The 18,462-nt window shown below is 70.7% G+C and carries 14 protein-coding genes; 8 read left to right on the forward strand and 6 right to left on the reverse strand.

Annotated features, from left to right (window positions below):
• Positions 1–51: 51 nt before the first annotated feature.
• Together WMF19_RS08960 and WMF19_RS08965 are read left to right on the forward strand one after the other, a co-directional pair.
• Positions 52–2,325, forward strand: coding sequence for a 5'-nucleotidase C-terminal domain-containing protein (locus tag WMF19_RS08960; RefSeq protein WP_437898701.1), 2,274 nt, complete (start codon positions 52–54; stop codon positions 2,323–2,325).
• Positions 2,322–3,062: a tetratricopeptide repeat protein gene (locus WMF19_RS08965; RefSeq protein ID WP_437898702.1), complete on the forward strand. Its 741-nt coding sequence runs from the start codon at positions 2,322–2,324 to the stop codon at positions 3,060–3,062. Before WMF19_RS08960 ends, WMF19_RS08965 begins: the two co-directional genes overlap by 4 nt.
• 113 nt (positions 3,063–3,175) lie before the next feature.
• Here WMF19_RS08965 and WMF19_RS08970 read toward each other — a convergent pair whose 3' ends face one another.
• A complete protein-coding gene (locus WMF19_RS08970) occupies positions 3,176–4,588 on the reverse strand; it encodes a spondin domain-containing protein (protein WP_437898703.1) in 1,413 nt (470 codons plus the stop codon).
• Positions 4,589–5,684: 1,096 nt separating this feature from the next.
• Here WMF19_RS08970 and WMF19_RS08975 point away from each other — a divergent pair.
• The 3 genes from WMF19_RS08975 to WMF19_RS08985 all read left to right on the forward strand — a co-directional run bounded on the left by WMF19_RS08975 (position 5,685) and on the right by WMF19_RS08985 (position 9,205).
• Positions 5,685–6,767, forward strand: coding sequence for a TIGR03118 family protein (locus tag WMF19_RS08975; protein ID WP_437898704.1), 1,083 nt, complete (start codon positions 5,685–5,687; stop codon positions 6,765–6,767).
• 371 nt (positions 6,768–7,138) lie between these two features.
• Positions 7,139–8,935 (forward strand): glycoside hydrolase family 15 protein, encoded by a 1,797-nt coding sequence (locus tag WMF19_RS08980; protein ID WP_437898705.1) that lies wholly within the window; start codon positions 7,139–7,141, stop codon positions 8,933–8,935.
• A gap of 51 nt (positions 8,936–8,986) precedes the next feature.
• Positions 8,987–9,205 (forward strand): serpin family protein, encoded by a 219-nt coding sequence (locus WMF19_RS08985; protein ID WP_437898706.1) that lies wholly within the window; start codon positions 8,987–8,989, stop codon positions 9,203–9,205.
• Between the two features lie 319 nt (positions 9,206–9,524).
• Here WMF19_RS08985 and WMF19_RS08990 read toward each other — a convergent pair whose 3' ends face one another.
• The 3 genes from WMF19_RS08990 to WMF19_RS09000 all read right to left on the reverse strand — a co-directional run bounded on the left by WMF19_RS08990 (position 9,525) and on the right by WMF19_RS09000 (position 13,246).
• Entirely contained in the window at positions 9,525–10,652 is a 1,128-nt protein-coding gene (locus WMF19_RS08990; RefSeq protein WP_437898707.1) for a hypothetical protein, read from the reverse strand.
• 165 nt (positions 10,653–10,817) lie between these two features.
• Positions 10,818–11,954: a hypothetical protein gene (locus tag WMF19_RS08995; RefSeq protein WP_437898708.1), complete on the reverse strand. Its 1,137-nt coding sequence runs from the start codon at positions 11,952–11,954 to the stop codon at positions 10,818–10,820.
• Positions 11,951–13,246 carry an RNA polymerase sigma factor gene (locus WMF19_RS09000; protein ID WP_437800146.1) on the reverse strand — a complete coding sequence of 432 codons (1,296 nt, stop codon included), beginning with the start codon at positions 13,244–13,246 and terminating at the stop codon, positions 11,951–11,953. The genes WMF19_RS08995 and WMF19_RS09000 overlap by 4 nt, the downstream gene beginning before the upstream one ends.
• A gap of 879 nt (positions 13,247–14,125) precedes the next feature.
• Between WMF19_RS09000 and WMF19_RS09005 the strand changes: the two genes are divergently transcribed.
• Positions 14,126–15,085, forward strand: a complete 960-nt coding sequence (locus tag WMF19_RS09005; RefSeq protein ID WP_437898709.1) for a hypothetical protein — start codon at positions 14,126–14,128, stop codon at positions 15,083–15,085.
• 351 nt (positions 15,086–15,436) lie between these two features.
• Positions 15,437–15,808 carry a VOC family protein gene (locus WMF19_RS09010; RefSeq protein WP_437898710.1) on the forward strand — a complete coding sequence of 124 codons (372 nt, stop codon included), beginning with the start codon at positions 15,437–15,439 and terminating at the stop codon, positions 15,806–15,808.
• A gap of 137 nt (positions 15,809–15,945) precedes the next feature.
• Here the strand turns inward: WMF19_RS09010 and WMF19_RS09015 are convergent, their stop codons facing one another.
• Together WMF19_RS09015 and WMF19_RS09020 are read right to left on the reverse strand one after the other, a co-directional pair.
• Entirely contained in the window at positions 15,946–16,428 is a 483-nt protein-coding gene (locus WMF19_RS09015; protein WP_437898711.1) for a hypothetical protein, read from the reverse strand.
• Between the two features lie 149 nt (positions 16,429–16,577).
• The gene (locus WMF19_RS09020) at positions 16,578–17,390 is read right to left on the reverse strand and encodes a hypothetical protein (protein ID WP_437898712.1); all 813 of its coding nucleotides are present in this window, start codon (positions 17,388–17,390) and stop codon (positions 16,578–16,580) included.
• Between the two features lie 213 nt (positions 17,391–17,603).
• Here WMF19_RS09020 and WMF19_RS09025 point away from each other — a divergent pair, with 213 nt between their 5' ends.
• A complete protein-coding gene (locus WMF19_RS09025; protein WP_437898713.1) occupies positions 17,604–18,401 on the forward strand; it encodes a class I SAM-dependent methyltransferase in 798 nt (265 codons plus the stop codon).
• The last annotated feature ends 61 nt before the right edge of the window (positions 18,402–18,462 follow it).

Below are 18,462 nucleotides of genomic sequence, written 5' to 3' on the forward strand. Positions count from 1 at the left end.
ATGACAGGTCGAGTCGGACGGATAGCGTCGGTTTCCTCGGTGATTCTGGCCATGACCGCGCTGACCGCGTGCGGCGATGACCAGGGCGGCACGGGCTCATCGACCTCCAGCTCAGCAGGCTCAGGCGGAGCGGGAGGAGGCGGTACGGGGGGCGGCGGCGCGGCAGGCGGCGAGCAGGGCGGCGGCGGCGCGGCAGGCGGCGAGCAGGGCGGCGGCGGCGCGGCAGGCGGCGAGCAGGGCGGTGGCGGCGCGGGAGGAGCCCCGGCGACGCCGAGCGGAGCCACGGCGGACCTCGCGCTGCTCGAGACCACCGATCTCCACACCAACATCCTCGGCTTCGATTACTTCAAGCTGGTCGCTGATCCATCGATTGGCCTCGAGCGCACCGCGACCCTCATCAACCAGGCGCGGGCCGAGTTCACGAACAATCTCCTGATCGACAACGGCGACACGATCCAGGGCACCGTCCTCGCCGACTATCAGGCGCTCGTCGAGCCGATCGCGTGCGGCGAGACGCTGGCCATGTACAAGGCGATGAACCACCTGGGGTTCGACGTCGGCGGGATCGGCAATCACGAATTCAACTTCGGCCTCGCCTTCCTCTCGCAGGTGACCCACACCCCGTTCGACGTCGAGGGGCTCGATCTCGCTGGCTCGGCGGACTGCGAGGGCCCTCGGTTCCCGCTGGTGAACTCCAACGTCTTCAGCCTGAAGACGAACGAGACGCTCTTCCCGAGCACCGTCATCGTCGAGAAGACCATCAAGGCGACGGCGCCGGGCGGCGGCGCCATCGAGAGCACGGTCAAGGTCGGCTTCATCGACGTCACGCCGCCGACGATCCTGAGCTGGGACAAGAAATGGCTCGACGGCAAGGTCTTCACGAAGGGGGTGAAGGAGGTCGCGGCCCCGCTGGTGGACGCGCTCCGCGCCAGGGGGGCCGAGCTGGTCGTCGCCATCATCCACGGCGGCCTCGACGACTCGCCGTATACGCCCACCCTCGAGAACCAGGCGTGGCACCTGGCCCAGGTGCCCGGCATCGACGCGATGCTCATGGGCCACTCGCACCAGATCTTCCCCAACCCGAGCAGCACCGTGGCGCAGTTCAGCCTGCCGAAGGTCGACAAGGACGCGGGCACGGTCGACGGCGTCCCCGCCGTCATGGCGAATTTCTGGGGCCAGCACCTCGGTGTCATCAAGCTGGGGCTCACCCACGACGGCGAGGGCTGGAAGGTCGACAAGGCGAAGACGGTCGTCGAGGCCCGGCCGATCGCCACGACCTGCAAGGGTGGGCTCCCCGAGGCGTGTGATGCAACGGAGCGCTGGCGCACGGGGGCGCCCTGCGCGTTCGCGACGCTCTGCGACGCGCAGCCGGACAAGACGAAGGTCCTCGTCGCGGCCGAGGCCTCCATCGCGCCGCTCCTCGACGCCGAGCACCAGGCGACGGTCGCTTACGTCAAGACGCCCATCGGCACGAGCGATTTCCCGATGTCGTCGATGTTCGCCGACGTGGGGGACGCCAGCGCGATCCAGATCGTCAACCAGGCCCAGGCCGACTACGTCGCCCGCTACGTCCAGGAGAACCTGCCGCAGTACGCGTCGCTGCCCGTGCTCTCGGTGAGCGCGCCGTTCAAGTCCGGCTTTCAGGGCGGCAACGACTACACCGACGTGCCGGCGGGGAGCATCGCGATCAACAACGCGGCCGATCTCTACCTGTACGCGAACACGGTCCAGGCGGTGAAGGTCACCGGCGCGGACATCCTCGACTGGCTGGAGAGGGCCGCGACGCGGTTCAATCAGATCGATCCGAGCAAGACGGAGCCGCAGCCGCTCATCAACACCGCGATGCCCGGATACAACTTCGACATGTTCACGGACAGCAGGATCACGTACGAGATCGACGTGACCCAGCCGCTGCCGCCCACGGGGATGAAGGCCAGCGGCCGGATCAAGAACCTCCAGTGGAACGGGGAGCCCATGGATCCGGCCGCGGAGTTCATCGTGGCCACGAACAACTACCGCGCGAGCGGCGGCGGCAGCTTCCCTGGCCTCGACGGCTCGAAGACGATCTACGCCGCGCCGGACACGAACCGCGACGTGCTCATCGCGTACATCAAGAAGATAGAGAACCTCACGCGGGCCCAGAACGGCGCTGCCCGCAGCTGGCGCTTCGCCCGGGTCACGACGATGGGCCCCGTGACCTTCACCTCGGCGCAGAACGCGCTGCCGAAGGCGGAGGCCGCCGGGCTGACCAACCTCTCGCTCGTCGCGCAGGATGACGGCAGCGCCAAGATGCTCTCGGTGTACTCCATCGACCTGAGCCGGTGAGCGTCCCGCCTCGCGTGCGGCTCGCTGTGCTGGCCGGCGGCGCCCTCGTGCTCGGCGGCGCCGCCGCTCTTTCCCTTGGAGGGCTGCGCGGGGGCGATCGTCCCGAGGCGGACCGCCCGACGGCCGCCGCGGCGCCCTCGCCGCCGTCGCGCCCTGGGGCATCGCCCCCGAGCGGCATGGAGGCGCGGGCGCTCGGCTTTCGCCTGCTCACGCTCGCGGATCCCGGGGAGGTCCTCGCCGGGATGGATTCACTCGCGCGGGCGGCCGAGCAGGGAGACGTCGAGTCGCAGGTATCGCTCGGAAGGATCTACCTGAAGGGGCTGCCGTCGGTCCCCAGGGACGCGGCGCGCGCCCGCGCCTGGCTGCTGCGAGCCGCCGCCTCGCAGCACCCGAGCGCCGCGTATTTCCTCGGCGTGATCAGCCAGAACGGCGATGGCGTGACGGCGGACCCTGCGGAGGCTGCGCGCTGGTTCGAGATCGCGGCGCGCGGAGGGTCGCCGGACGCGATGTTCCTGCTCGCCAACGCGTATCGAGCAGGCGCCGGCGTACCGAGGAATGACAGAAGAGCCGTGGAACTCTACGAGAGCGCCGGCGAGCGGGAGCACCCCGCGGCGCTCCAGGCGCTGGCGATGGCCTATCGCTATGGTGAGCTGGGGCTCGAACCCGACGAGGCCGAGAGCCGCCGGTACACGATGGAGGCCGAGCACGCCATCCAACACCGGCAGGCTCCTCCGTAGGCGGCAGGTCCCCGAGGAGGCGTCACCATTGCCGTGCTGGGCGGAGACGCCCCGCGCGGCCGCCAGGCACCCGGGCCGTGGTCCAGCGGCCAGCGCTGCCGCTCGTGCCCCCGCTACCGCGCCGGGGTGATGGTCACCTTCAGCATCTGGTTCGACGCAGGATACAGATAGCCGTCATCGACGGTGCGCACCTGGTCCGTGGGATCGTCGGCGCCCATCTGCGGCCCGGCCTGGCGCGGCGCCTGGTCGGGGCCCACGCCGGGCCACTGGTTGGCCTCGGTGCCCGCGTCCCAGATCGTGACCTGGTCGGAGACATCGCCGCTCACCGGCTCGCCGCTCGCGTCGAACAGCGCGATCCCCGCATCGCGCGGCCCGAAGAACAGATCGTTCGATTGCCCCAGCATCGACGCGAAGCTCAGCCGCTCGCCGGGCCGCGCGGTCACCGTGAAGCTGAACTTCGCGCCGGGCAGCAGCGGCCCCGGCGTCGAGGCGTCCACGGGCGTGTTGTAGACAAGCACCGACGAGATCCCGCTCTCGCCCCCGATCTCGGCCTCCAGCGACGCCGCGAGCGCGGTCGGATTCCCGTCCTCGGCCAGCATTTCGAGGCCCTTGCCCCGGTCCGCCTCGCCCGTCCTGAACAGGGGCGCTCCGGACCCGTGCACCACCGCGACGCCTGGCGCCACCGGCGAGGTCAGCCCGGCGCGGGGAATGGCCCCCTCGTGCAGCATCATCGGGTTCCCGTCCTCGGCCTGCGCCTCCAGCCCGTTGTCGGGGTACGCCTGCCCGACCGTGAACAGCGGGTTGTCCTTCGTGTGCACCACGAAGAGCCCCGGCGACAGCGGCACGGCGGCCGGCTCCCCGCCCTCGGGCATCAGCGTCCCCACCTCCGACATGTTGGTGATCCGGATCGTGAACTCGTTGCCCGGCTCCGGCGTCACCGTCACCTGGATGACCTCCTCGACCGCCGGGTAGGTATAGCCATCCTGGACCAGCCGCACTGTGTTGTCCGGGTCCGGAGCGCCCGTGTTCGCGCCGCTCTGCCGGGGCGCCTGGTTCGGCCCCGCGCCCGGCTCCTCGTTGGCCTCGCTGCCCGCGTCCCACAGCAGGACCTGGTCGGTTACGTCCCCGCTCACCGGCTTGCCCGACTCGTCGTAGAGCGCGATCCCGGCGCCATCGGGCGCATAGAACAGATCGTTCGACTGCCCGAACATCGTCGTGAACGAGAGCCTGTCGCCCGGCAGGGCGCCGACGCGGAATTCGAAGCTCTTCTCGGGGAAGAGCGGCCCGGGCGTGCTCTCGCCCACGGGCGTGTTGAACACGCCGGCCACCCGGTAATCCCGCGCGGGCGTCACGTTCTCGAGGGTCACGTCGAAGCTCGTGGCCGCGTCCCCGCCGCCGGGCCCGCTCGCGCCTCCCCCGCCCATGCCGCCGGCTCCGGTGGTATCGCCGCCTTCGCCGTCGCCGCAAGCGGCGGCGAGGGTGAGGACGAGGGGCAGAGCCGACAGCGCGCGATTCCGAATCTTCATGACCATCCTCCAGAAGCGGTGCTTGAGATGACGCGACCTGGATCGCCTCCGCCGCGGCGAACCGCGTGACGGCGATCGGTCCTCCGACACACCCCTGAGACCGGAGCGGCCGCGGGCGCCCGCATGGCGCCCGCCTCCACCCGCGATGGCTCGTGGCGCGTCGTTCGATGGTGCTACGCGATGGAGGGCAGGTCGGTTTCGCGGCTTTCGCGCGCGCCCGTTCGATCTTGCTATGGAGGAATTTTTCAGCGCTGCCGGCGGCCGTCGGCGCGCTCGCCTCGGATTCCGGCGGTCAGGCGTGGCTGGACAGCCTGCGGCGCGTCCGCCTCGGGGAAGAGCGCGAGATCGAGGCCGGCGCCCACGTACAGGTGAACGCGAAGCGCGTCTTGCTCGCCGCCGACCTCAACCCTGCGATCCGCGGAGCGTCCCCGGGGACAAGGGGGACGGCGTGGCCGGGTAGCTGAGCATGCGCTGGCAACCGGGGACGGTTGTGGCCGGGAAGCCGACCATGGTTCTGGCAACCGGAACCGGTTATGGGCAGGCAGCCGAAAGCGAGCATGATGATCCCTGCCGGAACGTCCGGTGTGTTCCGGGCGTTCATATCCTATCCAGCGCGGGGGTAGGGGGATAGCGGTGCCGAGACGTCGAGATCTGGCATTTTTGCCGGGATTTCGGAGGAGCGTCACAAGACGACGGATCGCACCTCCTCGGAAAACATGGATCCAACCCGGGCCCAGCCGCCGACGCCCGAGCCTGGCGAGCGCGCCGTGCTGAAGCGCCCCCGGCGAAGGCTCACCGCTACGTCGAAACGGATCGTCCGCCTTGCTGCTCCGCGGTGGGTCACCCGCGGTCGCGCATCGCGTGGTCGAACCGGCTATCGCTCCTGGCATACGGATGTCGTAAGCGACATTCGCGCGCAGGAGTATCGGTGATTCCCGCTTGACGGGGAAGTCTCATCAGGCCTTAGTAGAGCGCTCCTGGAGCTTTTGTGCGGTGGGGCGATTATCCGTTCGCTCTGCCGTTGGCCTCTCGGAGCGGGGGGACACACATGAAAGCGAGCGCTTTGGTGGGCGGATGCGCCCTTGCGGCATCGGCCTTGTTCGCGGAATACGCCGGCGCGGCGGGGAGCGAGCTCTGTTTCGTGCGGCGGAACCTCGTCGCGAACCGGACTGGTTTCGACGCGCAGTTCGTCGATCCCAACCTCAAGAACTCTTGGGGGATCCGGGCGTCGGCGGGGGATGTGCTCTGGGTGGCAGACAACGGGACGGGCAAGGTCACGGCTTACCAGAGCAATGGTCAGCCCCTCCTGTTCGGCAGCCAGCAGGTCATCATCGATATTCCGGCCGGGGTCCTGAGCTCTGGTTCGGCGCCGACGGGCCTCGTCCTGAACAAGACATCGAGCTTCCCGGTACCCGGCAACTTCGACTTGCCGGCGCTCTTTCTCACGGCGAGCGAGGACGGGGCCAGCGCCGCGTGGAACCCGTTCGTCGATCCGAACGAGGCCCGGATCGTGATCGACAACTCCAACAAATCGGCCGTCTACAAGGGCCTCACCATCGGGCACAGCGCCCAGACAGGGCGCGACTTCCTCTATCTGGCGAACTTCGTCAGCGGGAAGGTCGAGCGGTACAGCGGGCGGTACAAATTTCTCGATACGTTCACCGACGATTGCATCGCTTCGCTGACGGAGCCTTGCACGCCCGGCGTGCCGGCGACGGAGAACAGCCGGTTCGCGCCGTTCAACGTCGAGGTCATCAAAGGTCATGTGTTCGTGGCCTTCGCGCTGCGGGAGGAAGGAGGCATCGACAACGAGCCCGACAACGGCTTCATCGACGAGTTCTCGCTGACCGGAAGGTTCATCCGGCGCTTCGCCTCGGAGGGGCCGCTCAACGCTCCATGGGCGATGGTGAGGGCGCCGCGCAGGCTGGGCCGTTTCAGCGAGAGCCTCCTCGTCGGGAACTTCGGCGACGGCCACATCAGCGCCTTTGACCTCGACTCGGGCGAGTTCATCGATCAGCTCCGGTTCTGCGACGACGGCAGCGGCGAGCCTGTCTTCATCGACGGTCTCTGGGGGCTCACCTTCCTGCCCGTCCCCGGCCGCACACCCAAGCTCTTCTTCGCCTCGGGGCCGAACGAGGAGGAAGACGGCGTCGTTGGCAGTCTCCGGCCGAAATTCTGAGCGCCGGGGCCGAGGCGACAGCGACGATCGGACAGCTCGGTTGCCAGAGGTCACGCGGGTGAGCTCATGCCTGGCAGCAGAAGGTCGACGGCTCGGCCGGCAGCAGCTCGCGTGGCGCCGCGGGACACGGCGGCGCCGGCGGCGTCCGGCGCTGCACCGCTCGGCGCGTCGGCGTCCGGCGCGGCGCCCAGCGGCAGGCCCACCGCTTGACGCCCGAGCCCAAGGTCGTGCCCGGCGGCGCCCGCTGTGCACGGCGTGGCCATCGCCCCCCTGGGCCACGGCCTGAGCCCGCGGCGCGGCGCGTGGCACCCTCCGTGCTCTCGCCGCCGCCGAGGCGCCGGCGCTCGTCGCCGCGCCGGTCAGGAGCTCGCATGCCGCTGCGGATCGAGGACTATGCGTTGCTAGGGGACACACAGACGGCGGCGCTGGTCGGGCGCGATGGATCCATCGACTGGCTGTGCCTGCCGCGCTTCGATTCGCCCGCCTGCTTCGCCGCCCTGCTCGGCACGCCGGAGCACGGCCGCTTCCGGATCGGGCCGAAGGACCCGGCGCCCCGCGTCGCACGCCGCTACCGCGAGGGAACGCTCGTGCTCGAGACCGAGTTCACGACGGCCGAGGGCGCGGTGCGGCTCGTGGACTGCATGCCGCTGCGCGGGAGGGCGCCGGACGTCGTGCGCGTCGTCGAGGGCGTGCGCGGCCGGGTCCCGGTCTCCCTGGAGCTCATCATTCGCTTCGACTACGGCTCGATCGTGCCCTGGGTGCGGTCGAGCGGCGGCGCGCTGCGCGCGGTGGCCGGGCCCGACGCGCTGATCCTGCGCGCGGGGGTGCCGGTCCACGGCGCAGGGCTCACCACGGTCGCCGAGTTCGACGTCCACGAGGGCCAGCGCATCCCCTTCGTGCTCACGTGGCACCCGTCGAACGAGCCGCCGCCCGAGGCGATCGACGCCGAGCGCGCGGTGGAGCACACCGAGGCGTGGTGGCGCGCCTGGTCGAGCCGCTGCGCCCACGCCGGACCCTGGAAGGAGGCGGTCGTCACGTCGCTCGTCGCGCTCAAGGCGCTCACCCACGCGCCAACGGGCGGGCTCGTCGCGGCGCCGACGACCTCGCTCCCCGAGTGGATCGGCGGCGTGCGCAACTGGGACTACCGCTACTGCTGGCTGCGCGACGCGACCCTGACGCTCTACGCGCTGCTGCTCGGCGGCTACAGCGAGGAGGCCGCGGCCTGGCGCGACTGGCTCCTGCGCGCCATCGCGGGCGACCCCTCGAAGCTCCAGATCCTCTACGGCATCGCGGGCGAGCGGCGGCTCCGCGAGATCGAGCTCCCCTGGCTGCCGGGCTACGAGGGCTCGCGGCCGGTGCGCGCCGGCAACGCCGCGGTCGAGCAGCTCCAGCTCGATGTCTACGGCGAGGTGATGGACACCATGTACCAGGCGCGCCGATCCGGCCTCGCCCCGGAGCCGGAGGCCTGGCGCCTCCAGCGCAAGCTGATGGACTTCCTCGAATCGAGCTGGCGCCGGCCCGACGAGGGCATCTGGGAGGTGCGGGGCGGGCCGCGCCCCTTCACCTACTCGCGGGTGATGGCCTGGGTCGCGTTCGATCGCGCCGTGAAGACCGTGGAGCAGCTCGGGCTGGACGGCCCTGTCGATCGCTGGCGCGCGCTGCGCGACGCGGTGCACGCGGAGGTGTGCGAGAAGGGGTTCGACCCGGGCCGCGGCACGTTCACGCAGTCGTACGGCAGCCAGGAGCTCGACGCGAGCACGCTGCTCATCCCGCTCGTGGGCTTCTTGCCGCCCGGCGACCCGCGCATCGCGGGCACGGTGCGCGCCATCGAGCGCGAGCTCGTGCGCGGGGGCTTCGTGCTCCGCTACTCGACCGGCCCTGGGAGGACGCCCGACGGCCTGCCCGGCGCCGAGGGGGTGTTCCTCGCGTGCAGCTTCTGGCTCGCGGACTGTTATGCCCTCATGGGCCGCGCCGGCGAGGCGCGGGCGCTGTTCGAGCGGCTGCTCGCGCTGCGCAACGACGTCGGCCTGCTCTCGGAGGAGTACGACCCAGCGAGCGGGCGGCTGCTCGGCAACTTCCCCCAGGCGTTCAGCCACCTTGCGCTCGTCGGCTCCGCGTTCAACCTGGCCCCGGGCCGCTCCGGTCCCGCGGATCAGCGGTCCCGTTGACGCTCCGAGGAAAGGAGAGCTGGATACGCGCCATCACGGTCCGTCGCGGCGGTGTCCGGCGCAGCGCTCGGCGGCGCACCGCCTCTCATTGCCCGGCACTGCGGTCGAGCTCAGCCATCTACCGGGGTCATCCTCAATTCCACAGGCTCGGGTCTCCCGGCCGCGCCTGCGGCGATCGTCCTGGACCGCCCGTTCTTCTTCTTCATCCGCGACGTGTCGACGCAGGCGATCCTCTTCGCGGGACGCGTCAACGACCCGACGGCGCGCTGAGGATCGGGGGAGAAGGAAGTCCAGACGTCTCGGAGATGTCAAGTCCTAAGTCGATGTCGTCCAGCTGTTGCACCCCGATTGCGGCGTTGTCCGTATCTCGTGCCAGCAGGGTGAGCAGCGCGAAGAATGCCTGATAGTAGTTGCTCTCCCAGTTCCCGCTGCTGCCGTGGGCGGCGGCGGAGCGCGGGTCGGACGGCGCTCCGCGCGCTAGCCGCTCGACGCCGGTGCCCCCTTGCGCGGGCACGTCGTCCTGGAGATCTCCGCGGTACCGATCGTAGTCGTGGCGTCGCTGCCGCGGTGGCAGTGTCGGTGCGTGCCTCTACGCCTGGCAGCAGAAGGTCGACGGCTCGGCCGGCAGCAGCTCGCCGGTGGGCTCGCCGCCGCTCGGGGCGCACCCGCCGGGATCCACGTCGACGACCTTTGCCGACTTGCTGCCGAGGCCGATGCCGGGCGGCGTGACCCCGCAGAACGGCGCCCTGGAGCTGACGAGGGTCGACGCGACCTGCTCGGCGCACGCCCCGTCGCTGTAGACGGAGGCCATGATGGTGCACGACGCGCCCTCCGGCTCCCCGCAGCCGCACTCGGAGCAGCCGCGCGTGTCGTCGGCGCCGCCGTAGAAGACGTGCCTGTCCAGGTACGGCGCCTCGCACGTCACGTCGCCCTCGTGGAAGATGCACGTCAGGAAGCTGCCGGGTGGCGGGACTCCGGGCTGGTCCGGCGAGGGCATGCAGGTGCTCCGGTCGCCGGGGCACTCGGTGTAGGCGCCGGGCAGGCAGGCGAGCGCCCGGGTCTGCCACGGATCGAGGAGCGCCGGCGGCGGGGGCTCGTCGACCCTCGGCGTGCAGGCGGCGGTGACCAGCACGGCGGGCGCGTCGATCGAGATCGACTTCACACACGGCTGCCCGCCGCAGTCCTGGCCCGCGGGGATGGCGTTCTCGGAGGTGCAGGCGCCGTCCCAGCCGCCGGGCGCCGCGAAGGTGGTCTCGACGCTGCCGGGGTCGCCGGAACACGTCGTCGAGGTGTGCGCCGACCAGCCCAGCGGGAGCTGGCACGAGGCGGTGACCGCGTCGGGCGGGTCGCACAGGCAGGCCGCGCAGACGAGCGGCGCGGGCGCCAGGTCGGCGAACCCCTCGTAGCCGACGTTCGGCGCGGCGGCGGGGCAGGCTGGCGCCTCGTCCCGCGGGCCGAACCAGAGGAGCGCCGGTCCGAACCAGCCGAGCGGCGCCGGCGGGACGCAATCGCCGGCGCAGGCGGTCTCATCGCCGCCGCCGGTCCCGCCTTCGCCGCCGGCACTGTCGGCACCGCCGCCTCCGCCCTCACCACCGGCACCGCCGCCCCCTTGCTCGGGCCAGGGGCAGCCTGGGTGGCCGTATTCCTGGGGCTGACAGGGACCGGTGATGGTCGGATCGCCGGGGCAACCTGCCAAAGAGAGGATTCCGATGAGCATGGACGGGACGATTCGCATCTCGAGCAGAGTACTTAAAGACGCCTTGCGCTGACAACGGGCGGCTCTCGCGAGACAGTCGTTCACGTCGAGCATTGTGGATTCCCTTTGATGATTCTCATGTTTCTTTGACTCCTTGCGAGAAGGACACGATGTGGACGAGCCTGTTCAGAAGGCTGCCGTGATTCCGAGCCCGAGCGTCGCAGCGAGCGGAGGTGACGACCACATGATGGCTCCAGGGACGTTGCGCGGATCGCTCTGCCGCCGGAGCACGGCGTCCGCCACGATGACGGTGGCCTCGGCGTATCCGTGCGCGGACCACGTGTCCGAGAGGGGCCAGTCGCTGCCGAGCCGCGCCCCGCACCCTAGCAGTGCGTCGTTGCGCAAGGCCAGGTTCCACGGGCTCCGAGCGGCGAACCGGACGACGCCCACGGATGCGACCCCGCAGCCGAACAGGTGGCTGCTGCGAAGACAGCCCACGGCAGCCATCGTGAAGGCGCTCGTGCCGAGGGGCACCGCTTCGACCTCCTGCGCCACGGACACGAGCCCTCGCCCCTCCACCGCGACCGACCAGGCGGGCCGGCGAACGCCGAAGGACAACGTCATGCCAGCCGCGGCTCCCGGCGTGATCCCCAGGCCCAGGGTCGCGCCGAGCCCCGCTTCGATCCGCAGCGGCTCCGGCGGGGACGGTGCCGCCTCCGGCGGTTTTGGCGCCTTCGGATGTTCGGCCCGGCGCACTGGCTCGGGCGCGGCCCGGCGCGTCTGCGGAGGCGGCGGTGAAGGCGGCGCTGAGGGCTCGGGCTCCGGCGAGGCCTCGAAGGGCGGTGGCGCCCGCTCCGGCATGTTCAGGATCTGCGCCACGATCGCGAGGGCCGCGCCGGAGAGCAGCGCCTCGCAGCCGTTCCGGGTGCCGAACCCCTCAGCCCAGGTTGTATCGCCCGCGCTCTCGCTCTCGCGCAGGGCCATCGAGGCCGTGAGCTCCGGCCCTGCCTGCGCAATGGTGACCGTGAGCACCCGCGGCGCGTCGTCCTGGAAGGGGTCGGCGCCGAGCCCGCGCGCCACCTCCGCGCGAAGGAACGCCTCGTCGGCGCAGGCTTCGGCGCCGGGGCCCCGCACGACCTCGAGCCGCATCGCAGCCGGTCGCAGCTCCGGCGCGGCGCGGGCTGCCGCGACGCAGAGCAGGACCGTGGTGGCCATGGCCGCCGCCACGGCGACGCGCGCCGGGCGCCCGGCGCCCCGGGTCGATCCGGCAGCGCACCGCGCGTGGCGCGCGCCGAGCCCGTGTCTGGGCCTGGTGCAGCTCATCGCGACGGCGCTCCTCCCGGCGCCCTCTGCTCGGGAGGAGCGAGGCGTGCCCGGCCGACGGTGCGGAGCCGCTCCCGCACGCCTGTCAGCCGGCCTGCGGGGAATCGCGCCTCGTGTGCGGCGAGCAGCCGGAGCGCCCCGGCGGGATCACCGGCCGAGAGGCGTTCTCGCGCTGCGGAGAGCAGCCGGAGCTCCTCCGCGAAGGTGTCCTCCCGCTCGCCGGCCGGTGCTGCCGCCCGCGGCGCGGCAGGGCACGGGCGCGGGAGCGCCTCGGCTGCGGGAGCCACGGGCGCTGGCTCCGGTGTCTGCTGCTGCGGCGTCGGTGCAAGGCAGGCGCTGCTCGCGGGCGGCGGCTCGGGCAGCTGCGCCTCGAAGCGGCGAGCCCAGTGGGCCGGCGGTGACGCGAGGGCGAGCTGCACGGCGATCGTACCGGCGATGCCTGCCGCGACCGCTCCGAGGTAACGGCCGACCCGAGCGAGCGTCCGCCGGAGGCTCGATGTCGCCGGCGTCTGCGGCAAGGGCGCCGGAGGCACGGGTCGAGCAGAGGCAGGGGGCACCGGCGGAGCAGGCGGCGGTGCGGGCGGAGCAGGTGCCGGCGCTGTCGGCGGAGCAGGCGGAGACGGCGCCGGCGGGGCGGCCGGCGGCACCGAGGCGCTCGTGCCGTCGTCGCGCACCAGGGAGTCGGACGCCAGCGGGAACAGGAGCCAGCAGGCGCGCAGCGCCTGTCGCTGCTCCGGGCGCAACCGCGCGACGGCGGCGCGGTAGTCCTCGCGGGCGAGGCGCAGCCGGTTGCAGGCGGTGTTGTAGTTGATGCCGAGCATGCGCGCGATCTCCACGACCGGCACGTCGAACGCCTCGTGCAGGACGAGGAGGATCCGCCGCTCGGGCGCGATCGTGCCGAGCACCGCGATCGCGAGCTCCAGCCGCTCTCGGTCCGCGACGCGCTGCTCGCTGCTCGGCGCGGGATCGACGGCCTGCTCGTGCGGCGCCGGGTGCAAGCCCGTCGGCACCTCGCGGCGGCGGTAAGCGCGGTCCAGGTAGCGGCTGACCTTCCGCCAGGCGATCCCGAACACCCACCGGGCTTCCGCGCTGCCTTTCTGGCGCCTGCCATCCCGCGGCGGCGGATCGCCGGCGGGGTCGGCCTCCTCCAGCGGCGCCGAGGTGGAGGCGGGGAAGGCGGGATCGAACCGATCCAGGCTCTCGTACGCCGCGAGCAAGATCTCCTGGAACAGGTCGTCGATATCGGGCTCGGAGACCCCCAGGAGCCGGAGCACGCTGGGGAGGGTGTCCACTGCGGCAGCGTGAACGGAATTCCATGTCGCGTTGCGGGAGGTGTCGTCGGCAGGCGAAAGGAGGGTGCTCATATCCAGAATTGCGGCGGGATTTCCGGTTCCGTTTGAGAAAATGCACGGCTCGGTGCGTGGCGTGGGGCGGCGGCGCGCCCGGCCGTCGCGCTTGCGGCCGAATGCGGCCGGAGGCGACCCGCTGAGCGCCCTCCGGGACACGGGAAGCAGCGTGGCCGGGCAGCTGCGCATGCCCCGGCAACCGGGGATGGCTGCGGCCGGAAAGCCGACCAGGCTTCCGGCAACCGGATCCGGTTACGGGCAAGCAGCTGGGCAGCCTCGAGAAACCGGATCCGGTTACGGGCAGGCAGCTGGGCAGCCCCGGGAAACCGGATCCGGTTACGGGCAGGCAGCTGGGCAGCCCTCGGGAAACCGGATCCGGTTACGGGCAGGCAGCTGGGCAGCCCTCGGGGAACCGGATCCGGTTACAGGCGGGCAGCTGAGCAGCCCTCGGGGAACCGGATCCGGTTATGGGCAGGCAGCCGAGCAGCCCTCGCGCAACCGGACTGCCCGAGCCTGTAACTTTCCATCATCCAGGTCCCGTACACCGCCCGTCCCGCGGGACACCAGGCGCGCGAGACGACGATAGGACAGCCCCCCTTCGACTCGCAGGCATGGATGCCCTTGAGCAAGATTACGACGTTGAGGGGCACGCGCTCTGAAAATCGTCCGGCTGATGAATTGACACGAAAGCGGGCATGATTACCCCTGCCGGAACGTCCGGCGTGCGCTGGGCGTTCACATCACATCCAGCGCGGGGGGTAGGGGGCATGGCGTATCCATTCTTTCGCCGCTCCGCGACGGACATCAACGAGAGGTAATCCCCTCATGGCCAGACCGTTCTCGAACAAGAAAAAGGCAGCTCCCAAGAAGCCCGCGACCCCGCTCCAGGCGGCGAAGGCGTTCGACAACGCCTTCCGCGAGATAGAGGCGCTGAGCGCGGATCGGCTCATCACCATCAACCTCGATATCCCGCGGGTCGTCTCCCAGGTGCTGGGCGTGCTGCCCGGCCTCCTCGCGCTGCGCCCCGCCGTCGCCGAGCACCTCCACAAGCATGATGTCGCGCTGCTCGACCGGCTCGAGACATACGCGCTCGCCGCGTGGTACGCGCACCTCCTGTGGCTGTCCAGCGAAGGCGCGGAGAACGCGCTGAAACCGCTCCTCGAAGAGGCCGTCCCGCTCCGCGAGAACCTGCTGAGCGACGCCGAGGCGCTGGCCCGCCGCGGCCTGCTCGACGCGGAGACGGTCGCGGAGATCCGCGCAGGGCAGGGGCACATCGATACGGCCAACGATCTCGTGGCGCTCTCGGCGCTGTTCAGCGGGAGCTGGCCGGAGATCGCCGGAAAGACGGCGGCGACCGAGGAGGAGGTGCGCCGCGCCGGAGAGATCGGGCCGCAGCTCCTCGCCGCCCTCGGCGTGAGGGAGCACGGCAAGGGGCCTGGGCCCACCGAGGCGGCGGACAAGCGAGCGCGCGCGTTTTCGCTGCTCGTGCACGCCTACGATCAGACACGCAGGGCCGTCGCCTATCTCCGCTGGAACGAGGGTGACGCCGACACGATCGCGCCGTCGCTGTACAAGGGCCGCGGCGGTCGCTCCGCGTCCTCGAGCGATACCGCCGCAGCCCCGGAGGACGCCGCCACGGCTGGTCCGACGGCGCCGGCATCGCCGGGCGCCGCGCCTCCGGTGGTGCCGCGAAGCCTGGCTGCACCGGCGGCGCCCGGCGCTGCGCCGCCCGGCGCGGCGGCGCCCGGCCCAGCACCCAACGGCGTGCCGCCCCTCCTCGCCTAGCTCTGCGGTCGAGCCCAGCCAGAGCGCCGCGAACCCGCGCCGATATGCGCACGGGCGCAGGCGCCGCGCCGTGGTCCGCAGCCATGGCCCGCAGGTGAACGAAGCCGCTGTGGCCCGCGTGATAGCAGGCCACAGCGGCGAGCGCGAGCGTCACCGCGCGGTCGCCAGGTCCGGCAGTCGGGGCTTGACGGTTCCGAAGCGTTTGGATTTTCTCCCACGGCACCGCCGCCCTCATGTACAGCTCCGGAGCAGCGAAGGAGGCCGCCGTCGCGGCGGGCGGCAAGAAGCTGGAGCGCGGATGAGCACGCCGGGGCCAACGAAGACGAACCATTCAAACGAACGGAGAGATCCATGATCGGCTATGTCACGCTGGGCACGAACCATCTGGAGCGTGCCGCCCGTTTCTACGACGCCTTGCTGGGCGAGCTGGGCGCGACGCGGCTCATGCAATCCGAGCGGATGATCATCTGGGCGGTGAAGCCGAACGCGCCCGCGCTCGGCGTCGCCCTGCCCTTTGACGGCCAGCCGGCCACGGTCGGCAACGGCGTGATGGTCGCGCTCGCCGTCGATAGCCCAGCCAAGGTGGACGCGCTCCACAAGAAGGCCGTGGAGCTTGGCGGCAAGGACGAGGGCGCGCCGGGGCCGCGCGGACAGAGCTTCTACGGAGGGTATTTCCGCGACCTGGACGGTAACAAGCTCAACTTCTTCACCATGGTGCGCTGAGCTCCGAGGCGCCGCGCCAGTTGACGACCCCGAACCGGAAGGTGAGGGCTTGCCCAACCTCAGTTAAGCCGAGCTCGCAAGAGGCGAGGCACTCGTCCTCCTTGAGAAGTTGTTCGATGCGCCGTTGCAACGGGTTGTTAGCCACGTCGCGCGCCATGGTCGAGGCCCTTGAGCCAGTAACGCACTGTAGCAGTTTGCACGCGATCGACCATGTCGCAACGATCGATTTCGTCGAGGCTTTTGACGATCGCCTTCGAACCGAAGACGTCGGCAAGGTACCAGGGGAGCTGCTCTACTGACCGGTTCCACTTGGGCAAAACACTGCGCAGCAGGTCTGTGAGCGGACCGGAGCACGGCGGGCGGAGCCGCTTGAGCAACTCTCCCGCGTACTGCTGCGCGAGGTACGCATTGGCAGGCGGCGCAACGAATGCTCGGAGTAGCACGTGCGAGCGGTCATCGGGAGGAAGGCGAGCGACCAGCCGCTCGAGATGCCGGAGTTCCTGCGGGTTCACTCTCGGCCATCGATCGGCTGCGCGGTACAACCGAGCAAGCACCTCGGCCACCTTGTCCGCTGCGCCCGTCGGCTCCTGCTCGATTCGTTCATGATCGCGACGGCCCACGGTTCACCCCTCCCGCGACGTTCGAAGACCTCGACGGAATTGAAGCGGTCCTTGCACCGGGAGCCACGTGGTCCGCGGGGTGTCTCTCCTCCATGCAGCCTGGCGCAGCCGGCACGCCAGCGCGGGGCGCGCTCGTCCGAGGCTCTCGATCACCGAGCGAGCCAGGCGCTGACAGGGGCGATGACGCGCTCGCTGAACGCCTCCTTGTCCAGCGCAGCGCCCAGATCGACGCGGAGGTAGCGGTAGGCGCACGGGCGCCCGCCGGCGTCGATCTCGTGATCGTTTCCGTCGTAGATGGTGTCCTCCTGTCCGCTCAAGGACGACCAGATCTGGTTCCACGGCAGGTTCCGAACGGAGGAGCGCATCAGGTTGATCTGCAGCTCGGAGCCCGCCGCGCGCGCGCCGCCGAAGCGCGTCGGATCCGGCTCATCACTCCCGCTGCGCGTGAAGCCCGTGTCTGACACCACCTCGAGGACCACGCTCCGCGAGGTGCTGTCCGATGACTGCCAGACGAGCTGGAGGCGATACGCAGGCAGGAAATCCCAGGCCCAGTACTTGCGGCGAAAGAACTCCGAGGTCGATTTCGGGTGGCGCGAGAACAGGGACGGGTCCCAGACGGCGCGCGCGAGCGACAGAGATCCGGTGTCGATGCGATTGCCCGGCGGATCCAGCACCTGGCGGAGGTAGCGGTACCAGCCCGGCCCCATGCCCTCGCGCGCGTGCCGGGCCGCCTCGAAGTAGTCGGGCATCCGCTTCTCCAGCAGCCCTTCCACGACGTTGGCCTCGGGCCTCTTGCCGTCCTCGCGGAGGCGCGCGGCTGCCCCGAGGAGCAGGTCTCCCCAGCTGGGGAACATCCGCTTCCCGTTCCGGTCCAGCGCGGCCATGGACACGCCGGCGCCGACGAAGGGCACGACGAACCGGTCGCGCAGCGCGTCCTCGAGGGTCTTGGGAATCGCGATCACGGCGCGCGATGTTGCCGGTTCCGGCCCCGCGCGACAAGGGATCCTTCCGTCCGCCCACGTCTTCGACGTGCCACAGGGCATCTCCACGCGAACGCATGGCTGCCGCGCTGAGCCGGCTTGCGGTCGGCCGGCCGAGGCGCATATCCTCTGCGGCAGAGGGACGGCGTGATGCAAGCTCAAGACGCATGGCGAGAATCGAGCGGGCAAGCGTGGGTGAAGTTGCAGGCGCAGACTGACGCGCAGCTGGAGCCCCTCGGGCGCCCGGCGCTGGATCGCTTGCAGCTCGAAGCGGGTGAGCGGGTGCTCGACGTGGGTTGTGGCGCGGGCCAGAGCTGCATCGAACTCGCGGTCCGCGTGGGAGCGACGGGAACGGTCGTCGGGGTCGACATATCGGAGCCGATGGTGACGGCTGCGCGCGGGCGCGTCGCGCAAGCGGGCCTCGGCAACGTCGAGATCATCCTGGGAGACGCAGCACGTCAGACCTTTGAGGTGCCGTTCGATGCCATCTACTCACGCTTCGGCGTGATGTTCTTCCCAGATGCCGTCGCGGCTTTCCGCGAGATGCGTGAGAGCCTGCGACCGAGCGGGCGCCTGGCTTTCGTGTGCTGGCAAGAGCTGGAGCGCAATGACTGGGCTCACGTGCCGCTCATGGCGGCGCGCAGCGTCTCGCCCGATCATCCGACGCCCGCGCTGCTGCAACCCGGCCAGCCTGGTCCGTTTTACTTTTCCGCTCCCGCGTTCGTTCAGCAGGTGCTCGGCGCCGCGGGTTTCAAGCGCGTGAACATCGAACCCCGCGAGACGATGATTCAACTGGGAGCGGCGCGAGACATCGCCGAGGCCGTGGAGTACTCGATGCAAATTGGGCCATCGGCCCGTTTCATGGCGGACACGGACCCCTCGCTCAAGCCCGCGTTCGAGCGGGCGCTGAGCGAAGCCCTTCGCCCCTTTGCAAGCAGCACGGGCGTCTGGATGGCGGCGCGCAGCTTGGTGGTCACCGCGTCTTCGTCTTGAGCCGAGCTCGCTCGGTAGTATCGGCGTGCTCCGGGAGATCCCGGTAGGGCACCCGGACGGT

The sequence above is a fragment of the Sorangium sp. So ce124 genome, assembly GCF_051525235.1.
GTDB classification, from domain to species: domain Bacteria; phylum Myxococcota_A; class Polyangia; order Polyangiales; family Polyangiaceae; genus Sorangium; species Sorangium atrum.

Excerpts from the sequence above, each read along its gene's own strand:
- WMF19_RS08960 (WP_437898701.1), top strand. The coding sequence starts at position 52 with ATGACCGCGCTGACCGCGTGCGGCGATGACCAGGGCGGCACGGGCTCA.
- WMF19_RS08970 (WP_437898703.1), bottom strand. The coding sequence starts at position 4,588 with ATGAAGATTCGGAATCGCGCGCTGTCGGCTCTGCCCCTCGTCCTCACC.
- WMF19_RS08980 (WP_437898705.1), top strand. The coding sequence starts at position 7,139 with ATGCCGCTGCGGATCGAGGACTATGCGTTGCTAGGGGACACACAGACG.
- WMF19_RS08990 (WP_437898707.1), bottom strand. The coding sequence starts at position 10,652 with ATGCTCATCGGAATCCTCTCTTTGGCAGGTTGCCCCGGCGATCCGACC.
- WMF19_RS08995 (WP_437898708.1), bottom strand. The coding sequence starts at position 11,954 with ATGAGCTGCACCAGGCCCAGACACGGGCTCGGCGCGCGCCACGCGCGG.
- WMF19_RS09005 (WP_437898709.1), top strand. The coding sequence starts at position 14,126 with ATGGCCAGACCGTTCTCGAACAAGAAAAAGGCAGCTCCCAAGAAGCCC.
- WMF19_RS09010 (WP_437898710.1), top strand. The coding sequence starts at position 15,437 with ATGATCGGCTATGTCACGCTGGGCACGAACCATCTGGAGCGTGCCGCC.